The sequence below is a fragment of the Haloarcula salinisoli genome, from assembly GCF_019599405.1.
Taxonomy (GTDB): domain Archaea; phylum Halobacteriota; class Halobacteria; order Halobacteriales; family Haloarculaceae; genus Haloarcula; species Haloarcula salinisoli.
In genome coordinates, this window is sequence record NZ_RKLQ01000005.1 from 203,896 (window position 1) to 212,318 (window position 8,423).

10 protein-coding genes are annotated in these 8,423 nt (G+C 58.3%); 8 read left to right on the top strand and 2 right to left on the bottom strand.

The features are described from left to right. Nucleotides 1-135 precede the first annotated feature (135 nt). Nucleotides 136-903 (bottom strand): FixH family protein, encoded by a 768-nt coding sequence (locus tag EGD98_RS19255; protein WP_220589976.1) that lies wholly within the window; start codon nt 901-903, stop codon nt 136-138. A gap of 202 nt (nt 904-1,105) precedes the next feature. Here EGD98_RS19255 and EGD98_RS19260 point away from each other — a divergent pair, with 202 nt between their 5' ends. The 3 genes from EGD98_RS19260 to EGD98_RS19270 all read left to right on the top strand — a co-directional run bounded on the left by EGD98_RS19260 (nt 1,106) and on the right by EGD98_RS19270 (nt 4,768). Continuing rightward, nucleotides 1,106-2,506, top strand: coding sequence for a permease (locus tag EGD98_RS19260; RefSeq protein WP_220589977.1), 1,401 nt, complete (start codon nt 1,106-1,108; stop codon nt 2,504-2,506). Nucleotides 2,507-2,634: 128 nt separating this feature from the next. Beyond that, on the top strand, nt 2,635-4,101 hold the full coding sequence (locus EGD98_RS19265) for an amidohydrolase family protein (protein ID WP_220589978.1): 1,467 nt from the start codon (nt 2,635-2,637) through the stop codon (nt 4,099-4,101). A gap of 73 nt (nt 4,102-4,174) precedes the next feature. After that, complete coding sequence (locus EGD98_RS19270; protein WP_220589979.1) at nt 4,175-4,768, top strand: helix-turn-helix transcriptional regulator; 594 nt, start codon at nt 4,175-4,177, stop codon at nt 4,766-4,768. An 867-nt stretch (nt 4,769-5,635) separates the two neighbouring features. On the opposite strand, the gene EGD98_RS19275 is transcribed toward EGD98_RS19270, so the two are convergent. Then, nucleotides 5,636-5,857, bottom strand: a complete 222-nt coding sequence (locus EGD98_RS19275; protein WP_220589980.1) for a hypothetical protein — start codon at nt 5,855-5,857, stop codon at nt 5,636-5,638. A 316-nt stretch (nt 5,858-6,173) separates the two neighbouring features. On the opposite strand from EGD98_RS19275, the gene EGD98_RS19280 reads away from it, so the two are divergent. The 5 genes from EGD98_RS19280 to EGD98_RS19300 all read left to right on the top strand — a co-directional run. Further along, entirely contained in the window at nt 6,174-6,536 is a 363-nt protein-coding gene (locus EGD98_RS19280; RefSeq protein WP_220589981.1) for a hypothetical protein, read from the top strand. A gap of 336 nt (nt 6,537-6,872) precedes the next feature. After that, on the top strand, nt 6,873-7,028 hold the full coding sequence (locus EGD98_RS20920; protein ID WP_236039668.1) for an SHOCT domain-containing protein: 156 nt from the start codon (nt 6,873-6,875) through the stop codon (nt 7,026-7,028). Between the two features lie 25 nt (nt 7,029-7,053). Further along, nucleotides 7,054-7,455 (top strand): DUF302 domain-containing protein, encoded by a 402-nt coding sequence (locus EGD98_RS19290; protein ID WP_220589983.1) that lies wholly within the window; start codon nt 7,054-7,056, stop codon nt 7,453-7,455. A 4-nt stretch (nt 7,456-7,459) separates the two neighbouring features. Further along, the gene (locus EGD98_RS19295; protein ID WP_220589984.1) at nt 7,460-7,828 is read left to right on the top strand and encodes an SHOCT domain-containing protein; all 369 of its coding nucleotides are present in this window, start codon (nt 7,460-7,462) and stop codon (nt 7,826-7,828) included. A gap of 366 nt (nt 7,829-8,194) precedes the next feature. Next, on the top strand, nt 8,195-8,423 hold a 229-nt coding region (locus tag EGD98_RS19300), incomplete at its 3' end, for a hypothetical protein (RefSeq protein ID WP_220589985.1).

The window sequence follows — 8,423 nt, forward strand, 5'->3', positions numbered from 1 at the left end:
AGTTGAGACAAATGGCTTTGGAATCGAAGCGGAGTGTGTCCTCTGAAGCTTGGAGATTACATCGGGCGGCGCCGAGCAAACGGCTCCGATGACCCACCGCGGGAGACGCCGGTAATCAGGTCGGGCATGGTCGCATCACTGTTCGACCCGGATGTCGTGTTGGGTCGTGATGAGCGTGCCATCCGGTTTCGACTGGAGGAACAGCCGATATCTCCCGGCCGTCGGAAACCGCGCACCGAATTCGACCTGTCCACTGTCGGGACTCGTCTCCTCGGGATGGACGTGCAGGTATGCGAGGTCGCCTTCGCGGAGTGCAACAAGATGGCCGAGTGCGCCCAGATACGGGTCCAGTCGAGACACGGGTTCGCCGTCATCTCTGATTTCGAATACCAACTCAGACGCCTCTCCAGCGAGAATCCCACCTGTCTGGAGTTCAATATCGTATCCCGCTGCTGTCGCATGTCGTGCTGTATTGGGCCTTGGTGCGACCGCCATCTCACCTGAAGCAAAGAGGTCGACTCCAAGTGTCATCGGATGACCGTCCACCACTATGTCGATGAACGCTCGATAGACGCCCGGGTCAGGAAGGGTGAGCGCCTCGACACGCCACGTCCCATCGTTTCCGAGGGTTGGATGGAGATGCTGGAAGCGAGTGAGGTCTCGACGGACGACAATGAGGTGCCCGCGCTGTCCGTGAGCTTCCTCGAAGTCTGTCACGACATCGCCGTTTTGCGAGACAATCTGGAAGCTCCAGTCCAGTGAGTCACTTGGTGTAAAGCGTGTCTCCGCCGGGACGAAGCGAAGGCCGTTTGCGTCCACCGATAGCCCGCCCAGCGTCGCGTGTCCGCCGGGACCGTATCCCTCTGGAGAGCCGTGGCGCCCGTGTTCGGAGTGATTCTCCATAGCAGAGAGAGGGCCTGTCATAGGTTAACAGATTGCCCTGATTGAGGTGTGGCCACGCAGCGAACGATGAGCTAGAACGCCTGTCTCACACAGACAGTCATTGTAGCCGGCGTATCTTGCTTCCGAACACAAACTTTCGTCGGGTTCAGAGCTAACAATCTTAAGAACAATTGACAAAACAGATGGCTGTGTTGGTCTACATATGCAAGCTGCCATCGTCGACGGGATTTTCGAATCCTTACGGATCGGATTCGGATTCCTTTGGACAGCAGCATGGGCAATCATCATGGGCCTCGTCATCACGAGTCTCGTGCAGGTCTACGTCTCGAAGGAACGCATGGCAAGAGTACTGGGCGAGGAGACTGTGGGTGGCGTCACGAAAGCGACGTTGTTTGGCGCTGCAAGTAGCGGGTGTAGCTTCGGTGCGATTGCTATCGGGAAAGGGCTGTTCAAGAAGGGGGCACACGCGGTGAACGTCCTCGCCTTCATGTTCGCCTCGACGAACCTAATCGTCGAGCTGGGGCTCATGATTCTCATACTCCTGGGCTGGGAGTTCCTCGTCGCGGAACTGCTCGGTGGTGTCATTCTCATCGCGGTGATGGCGGTCCTCGTCCATTTGACCCTCCCGGAGAATCTCTTCGACGAGGTCAGACAGGCGCTCAACGACCGCGACCACGAGCACGGGATTACAGAGGACCCGACCTGCGGGATGGAAGGCAAAGACGAGTACTCGCTGGTGACCGATGGCGGCGAGATGCTGAAGTTCTGCTCGGAAGGCTGTATGGAGACCTACGAGCAGGAAGCCGCCAGTAGTGGTGGGTGGCGTGAGGAACTCCTGTCGTGGGGCGGCTGGTACAAGGTCGGCAATCAGTACCGAAAGGAGTGGTCAATGATCTGGAAGGACGTCGTGGCCGGCTTTCTCATCTCGGGGTTCGTCATCGTGTTCGTCCCACAATCAGTGTGGAACACGCTGTTCCTCCAGGGCGAGGGTGTGCTTGTCAGCGCCGAGAATGCAATCATGGGGGTCGCCATCGCCGTCGTCAGCTTCGTCGGAAGCATGGGCAACGTCCCATTCGCCGTTGCCCTCTGGGGCGGGGGTATTAGCTTCGCTGGCGTCATCGCGTTCGTCTACGCCGACCTCATCACGATTCCCGTCCTGAACGTCTACCGGAAGTACTACGGTTGGAAGGTGATGCTGTACATCCTCGGTGTGTTCTTCGTGACGATGGCCTTCACGGGCTTTCTCATGGAAGAACTGTTCAACGCGCTCGGTATCGTCCCAGACCTCGCGGGCGGAGAGACAGCGACCGAACAGACGTACTTCGAACTCAACTACACGTTCTACCTCAACGTCATCGCTTTCGCGCTTTCTGGGTTCCTCCTGTATGTCTACCGTCGAGGTCTCGGCGCGCCCGGTCAGTATCGTGACCCCGTTTGTGGGATGCGAACCGACGACAGCGGGCCGAGTCTCTCCCACGACGGGGAGACGTACTACTTTTGTTCGGAGCGCTGCAAGCAGTCCTTCGACGAGCACCCGACAGAGTTCTCAGACCAACACCCACACGTTTCTGAAGGAGGTGGGGCCGACAGCCATGACCATTGACCGAATCCCGTCACACCGCGTCGACGAGAGGCGGCAGCCCGTATCGGTACACCTGTCAGACTACTGCATCTCGGCAGTAGCGACAGCCACACTATGTCCCAGCAAATCCACTTCGGAGGTGACTAACAGTGTCCGTTGACCTGGTCATCCACGATGCACTCGTCTTGACTGTCGACGAACGCAACCGGCTCTACGAGCGTGGGACGGTCGTCGTCGACGACGGACGTATCACAGAGGTTCGGAAGTCCATCGACGGCGACGCAAGCATTGCGGCCGAGGAGGTAATCGACGGCGATGGGAAGCTCGTGATGCCGGGGCTCATCAACGCACACACACATCTCGAATTCACTCCGCTGATAGGTGCGTTCAGCGACCTCGGGTTGCTGGAGATGATGGGCAGCATGACTGCTATCTTCGGTCGTCTCGCCGATGACGAGTTCGACTATCTGGTGGAGGCCGGATACGAACTGGCCGCACTGAACTTTGCGCTTGGCGGCGTTACGACGGTCAACTCGATGGACGTCCAGCCCGGCGCAGGTGCCGAGGCGTTCGGCGAAGCAGGGCTGCGTGGCTTGTTCGGTCCGGTGATTACGGACCTCTTCTGGGATGAACCGGTCGATGAACAGTTCGACCGCGCTCGCCAGTTCATCGAGGCGTATCACGATACCTACGGCGGGCGTATTCAAGCGACGATTTGCCCACACGACGACTGGTCGTGTACACGCGAGCTATGGGAGCGCACAGCGGCCCTCGCTACAGAATACCCCGATTTGCTCGTGCATACGCATCTGCTCGAACTCGAAGAGAGTAACACGATGGCACGAGCCAACGGCGCCGCCGACTCGCTCGACCTGCTCGACGATGTCGGCCTCCTAGACGACCGCCTCCTTGCTGCGCATTTCCGTCTCGCCGACGAGGACGATATCGAGCGAACTGCAGCCTCGGAAGCGTCCGTCGCGCACTGTCCCTCTGTCTTCGCCTACTGGAACCCCGACGCTGAGATGCAGTGGACGCCGGTACCCGAGTTACGGTCGGCAGGCGTCGATGTCGGGCTGGGAATCGACGACCACTACTGGCACGATTCGTACAGCCTGTTCGGCGAAGCCCGACAGGCCCGCCTCGCTGCCAATCTCAAGCGGACGGCCGGACAGTACACCTCGATGGAGCTCGTCCGAATGCTCACCGTCGAGGGAGCACGGGCCCTGGGGATAGGCGACGAAATCGGGAGTGTCGAACCGGGCAAACGTGCCGACTTGATTCTCTTGAATATAGAGAAGCCGAAGTTCACGCCCCTGACCAACATCCCCGCTCACATCGTGAACAACGCTGGTCCAGCCGACGTAGAGACGGTCATCGTCGACGGCTACGTGGTCGTGCGAGACAGAAACCCGGTAACGATGAACGTCGACGAGGTGCGACGGCAGGCGGAGCAGGCTGTCGACCGCTTCGCAGACGAGACTGGATGGGAGCTGGACGTTGGCGGTGCTGAACCGCCGGGGACGATTGATACTGTTCGAGACCTCCCGAAGCGAGGACCGACACGGCTGTTGTCGCGGCTTGCGCTTCAGTCAGTACGCGACACGTTTGAATGGTAATCAAAACTGGTACACCGCCGTCTCACTGACGATTACATATGATCACGGGACACACCAGAGTGAGGTGTGAGGGATGAATCGCCGGCGTGCAGATACGGCTGCCGGCCTCCTCGTCGCGGCTATCTTTCTCTTTGGCGGAGTGCTCAGCTGGCAAGCATACCAGCGACAGCAAGCGTTCGAACAGATGGGGTCGATGATGGGGATGGGGTCGTCGATGGGCGCTGCGCACGGAACGAGTCCACTCTGGTACGTCTTCGGGACGCTCTTCGTCTCCGCTGTCGTGGGTGGCGGGTATCTCTTGGTTCGAGACGAGTTCACTAGCCCAGATGTAGAGACCCGTTCGCAGGCCCCAGCAGCGAATGCGGATGGTCCTGAGAGTACTGCGTCACCGGCGGAACAACCAGCTGGAGAGACTACTCCGGAATCGCAACCACAGGCCCGTGTGTTAGATCTCCTGCCAGAAGACGAGCGCCGACTCCTCGAACCGGTGCTGTCCTCACCCGGCCTCACGCAAATCGAATTACGAGACCGCTCGGACTTTTCGAAGAGCAAGGTGAGCCAGACGGTCAGCGCCCTCGAGAAGCGTGGTCTGTTGTACCGCGAGCGGCAGGGACGAACGTATCGTGTCTATCCGAGCGATGATTTAGAGCAGAACCAGACGAGTTGACGACTGGCCCCAGGCCATTTATATTTAGAGTGGTTTTGGCGCATAACATTCGGAGCTCGTCACGTTGCGCTTCGAAAATACCCGACTGAATTGATGAGTTAATCGCTCGAAATCTTCCGAAGGGGCCTCTCTAAACCCATTATAGGATGAAGCCGAAATCGAGGAAAAATATGGTATCGTATAGACTCATACATGCACGTTGGCAACCGTTCGCTCGACGCGCATCGACTCCCGGAACCGCTGAATCGAATTGCCACCGTCGGCGAGAGACTGACGATTGTCGCCGTCGGACTGGTGGTAGTGGCCTTCTTGACGAACCCATCGCCAACCCAGGACCTGCTAGGGTGGGGGCTGCCGGTAACACTGCCCGTGTCCCAGCCGCGATGGGGCCATTCGGTTGCGAGCTACATGATTGGCATGTGGCTTCTCGAGTTTACGTTCCCACTGGCACTTTTGGGGGCGTACGACCGGTGGGCTGACTCGATGACAGCGAGTCGCCGGTGGCTCTTGGCTATACCAGCAGTGTACATGCTCGTGCTGTCGCTGTACTGCCGAGTTGTTTACGTCCCGAACGTCACGCCGACGCCGCTGGGTCCCGCCGCAACCGCTTTGTGTTGGGCCTACTGTGCGACCGGTATTGGTCTCTGGAGTAACCTCGCTCTCGGTACGGCTGGTCTGGGACTGATTGCATGGGCTGCGTCCCGCCGAGAGTGGCAGTCGGATTGGCTGTTCGCGGTCCTATTCGGCGTCTTTTCGCTACCACTGGGCGTGCCAGCCATCTGGTATGGCTTCCGCTCCCGTCGTCGAAACGACAGCCTCTCGAACACAGATGCCTCGGGTAGGTCTTATCTCTCTTGATGGTCGGAGTTAGGTGCAGTTGCTTTCGTCGGGGTTCCACTCACACGCATCGCCCGCCACGAGATTGTTGTCGTCGATATATGCTGATAGGCAGGCGTGGTTACAGAAGTAGTTGGGTGACCCACAGTCATCGGTGCAGTCTCGGACACAGATTGGCTCGTGGTCGAAGATACGCGACCCACAGTACGCACATGCTTCGTCCGCGTCAGGTGTCTCGACGGTTGTTGACATACGTTTGCGAAGTGGCGCGTTACTGAAAATGGTTCTTCTGAGTATGACGGCTACTTCACCAGTACTTAGCTAATCGACTCTCTTGGCCACCGGACGCGAACCGTGATTGATCGAGGACTTCCATTTAGATGGACGCTTCTGGATACTTCTGAGACAACGGAGTTCTCCACACTGTCGAATTCGGGTGGTATGAACGGTCCTGTTTCTGAGAAACGATTAGAACGCTCTATACACGTTCTCGACCCCTCTCCTGTGTCAGTTCACACCCATCGTGATAACTCCAAAGCGGGCCTACGACTACCTGGGGAGAAAGACAATGACCAATTTCACCATCGGCCGCTGGCTGCTCGTAGCGCTCGCACTCGTCGGCCTCGCGCTGGCCCCGGGGCTGGGGAGCGCACACGGCAACGACACGACGGCAGATGACGCGCATCCGTATGACGAAACCGATGACGACTGGCCGACGTGGATGGAAGACCACATGACCGATCACATGGGTCCCGGCGCCGTTGAGTGGATGGAAAACCACATGGGTGTGACCGTCAGCGAGATGGCCCGAGACCATGACGACGACCATAGCGGGACGTACGGACAGGACCACGCTGGCGACCACCACGGGCCCTTTGGACAGGGCCAGACTGACGACCACCGCGGAACGCACGGACAGGGCCACTGCTGAAGACCCTGCCCAATTCGAATGCATCGACCGACCACCGCGACCCGCCAATACAGAATCATGACCCAACACACTACGCAGATTGGACGCACCGCTTATCGACTCATGGTATCCGTCGCCTTCGGGCTAGTCGTGACGACTGGCACCGCTGCTGCCCACGGGGGTGGGGGCTATGGAGGTGGCATGATGGGGGGATCAACGATGGGGGGCGGCTGGGGACTTCTCGGCGGAGCGATGGGACTTTCGGGGCTCCTCTGGATGGGACTGTTAGTCGTGCTCCCGCTGTACCTTGTTTGGAGGGTCTGGGGTCGTCGAGACGACGAAGGCGGCGAGCGCTCGATGGCGGTCCTCCGCGAACGTTACGCGCGTGGTGATCTCTCAGATGACGAGTTTGAACGGAGGCGGGAACAATTAGAGCGGTCCCTCTCAAACCGGTCTCGTAGCGATAGTGGAGGGACAGTTCCCGCGCGTAATTCATCTGGACACTACTGTTAAATATACAACAATTGTACCATGGCGTATGAGCTACACGATGGAAACGTCAGCGACTGGTGACTTCGACCAGGTGGTCGAACGGACCGTCGACGCGCTCGAAGACGAGGGGTTCGGTGTCCTCTGTGACATCGACGTCCAGAGCACGTTCGAGGAGAAACTCGGGGAAGAGTTTCGACAGTATCGTATCCTCGGCGCCTGTACTCCAGCGCTCGCACACGAGGGGCTGACCGCGGAGCAGGACCTGGGCGCACTCCTCCCGTGTAACGTCATCGTCTACGAGACTGACGATGACGATATCACCGTGAGCGCTGTCGACCCGCAACAGCTTGTCGGCATTGCGGATAACGATGCACTCGACTCGATTGCCACTGACGTTACCGACCGATTCAAACGGGTTTTATCGGCAGTCGGCAACGGAACTCGGTAATCGCATGTCCGTCGACCACACTTCCGACGGCCTCCTCCGCGCCGTCTTGCTCGTCCTCGCAGTTATCGTCCTGCTGCCGGTGTTGATGATGGTATTCGCGATGCCGATGATGGGGATGATGGGCTGGTGGTGGAACGGGGGGATGGCAGGGGGCCTTTCACCACTGTGGGGCGTCGGGATGATGCTTGTCTGGGTGCTTGTTCTCGGTGGCATTGGGTACCTCTTGTATCGTGGCTTCGCCGGTCGCGCTGGTTCGTCCGGGACCACTGACCCTGCGCTCAGGGAACTCCGGATGGCATATGCTCGCGGTGACCTCTCCGAAGAGGAATTCGAAGAGCGCCGTGCGAAACTTAGTCACCAGGAGTCAAACTAGTCCAATAACAGAAGTCCCAGCGTATTCCCTCAGTCTTCTATCGATTTTTGTTCTGTTAGGCTGAGTTGCTGTGATAGCTACTGTCCTTTCAGAGGTGCCATATCGCTATCCACGAAATAACTTGGATAGCACAAGACACTTGTCAGTTAGTAATCACCGTAGTCTATGTCCAGTGTCCGTGGATCATTCCCCTGTTGTGCACTGGTGGTTTGTCTCACTGTCCTGCTTGCAGGCTGTGGAGGAACTCCCGCCTCACCGCCCGCATCGTCGCCGGCAAATTCTGGTTCGCAACCTACAGCACTAGCCGATTCAACCCCTACATCGTCCACAGAATCTCCCATATCGTCCACAGAAACCCCCACAGAGGTGCAGAACATCCACAGTGATCCGTATTCTGTGACACTCTTCGTGAGTGCAAACCCAATTAACGAGGAACCGGAGGTGAGTGCAGAGATTCCTTCACTGTCTACGGCCAACCTCACAAATTACCAACGGGAGCAAGTTAGTATGGTAATCGAAGCTGGTCAAACTGAACCCTGGAGCGGGCTGAGCAACGAAACACCTCCCAGAAACCTTCGACTGCTCGTCGCGGCTA